Origin of the sequence: Sporofaciens sp. SGI.106 (assembly GCF_050314255.1) — a bacterium.
Classification (GTDB): domain Bacteria; phylum Bacillota; class Clostridia; order Lachnospirales; family Lachnospiraceae; genus Claveliimonas.
The window spans coordinates 1-1587 of sequence record NZ_JBNPMZ010000049.1 but is presented as its reverse complement, the minus strand read 5'-3'; the positions used below and the strand labels follow the sequence as shown (position 1 = coordinate 1587).

General features: G+C 39.6%; 2 protein-coding genes. Both read left to right on the top strand.

Features of this window, described 5'->3' with window-relative positions; all coding sequences use genetic code 11:
• Positions 1-94 precede the first annotated feature (94 nt).
• Positions 95-1243 carry an IS91 family transposase gene (locus ACQRCC_RS15495; protein ID WP_427851645.1) on the top strand — a complete coding sequence of 383 codons (1149 nt, stop codon included), beginning with the start codon at positions 95-97 and terminating at the stop codon, positions 1241-1243.
• Between the two features lie 75 nt (positions 1244-1318).
• A complete protein-coding gene (locus tag ACQRCC_RS15490; protein ID WP_427851644.1) occupies positions 1319-1504 on the top strand; it encodes a hypothetical protein in 186 nt (61 codons plus the stop codon).
• Positions 1505-1587: the final 83 nt, after the last annotated feature.

The window sequence follows — 1587 nt, the reverse complement described above, 5'->3', positions numbered from 1 at the left end:
ATAAAAAAGTGTCTTTGACACTTCAACTCCCCTTCCCCTCAATCTTGAGGGGTTAGGGGTTTCTTTTTCTCTCATTTTCCCTCATAATAGTCTTATGAACGTTTTACAGGAAATCTTTAATGACCATTATGAAGAAATGCTTTATCTTTTACATCCTCGCAATTCTGTCCTTGAGAATGTAGACAAGATGCTTAACTGTGGTGATGCTTCCTTTGGTGGGGCAATGTACATCTGTGATAAATGCGGGAACTATAAATTCGTACCTTTTCGTTGTCACAGCCGATTCTGTCCTACTTGCGGGAATATGTACTCCATTGACCGCACTACCTCTATGTCTTTTAAACTCATGTATTGCAAACACAGACATTGTGTCTTTACAATCCCTGAGGAATTACGCCACTTTTTTCTCGAAGACCGTTCTTTACTGAACTGTCTCTTTTCCGCTGTCCAAAGCGTTGTTTTACGTATGTTTTATAAAGAAAACAAATCTGAAGCTTTTACACCTGGTTTCATCTCTGTCCTTCACACCTTCGGTCGCGACCTCAAATGGAATCCTCATATCCACTGCCTGATTTCGGAAGGTGCCTCTGGAAGATTCACCTCTTGGCGTCGCTTTCAACACTTTAGCTTTCCTTTTTTACGTTTTGCTTTCCGTACTGCTCTCTTAAATATCATGCATGAAAAACTTGGTGACTCTTTCAAGCCTACAAAAGCGTTGATTTATCGTATCACTCCAGATGGTTTCTATGTCTTTGCCAAACCCAAGGACTGTGAACCTGATAAAGTCATCAAATATATTGGTCGTTATCTTGGACGTCCTGTGATCGCCACTTCACGCATAGATTCCTATGATGGAGATACTGTTACTTTCCATTACAATCGCCATGAAGATAATAAACTGATTGTCGAATCTATTCCTGCATTGGAATTCATCGAACGTCTCATTCGTCATATACCTGAGAAACACTTTAAAATGATTCGCTACTATGGCATATATGCAAGGCATCGTGACAGTGATAAAAGATTACATCGTGCCATTTCCCGAGAAAAGCACCATATCCTTCTCAGTTTTAATAAATGGCGTCCTTCTATTTTATCCTCTTTCGGATATGACCCTTTAAAATGTCAGCATTGCGGAAATACAATGTCTGTTCTTGAAGTTTATTACAATCACAAACCTGTTTCTTTGCAAGAAATGTATGAAAGGGCTATGGCGAAACACGCCTGTCGTTCACCTGCCTGACTGTAAGAAACTATATCTTGCCTCTCTGTTCTGTGATACAATCAACGTATCTTATCCCGAACGGAGACTATGCTTATGAATACTATTACAGAAAAAGAACTTGTAAAGAAACTCAGAGAAAAATACACCCAAAATCCACCTGAAGGTATGACAGCAGATATGATTAAAAGAATGCGAGACAGTGACCTTCTTGATATGGATTACTTTTTACATGAAGATGTATTCGGTGAGGATGTTGAAGATGGTTTTTTTATCTTCTAACACGTCACTTTATTTTCCCTGCCCGCCTCCGTGCGGGCTTTTTCTTATCAAGGGTTCTCCGGCAGGAGAACTTTCCTATTACA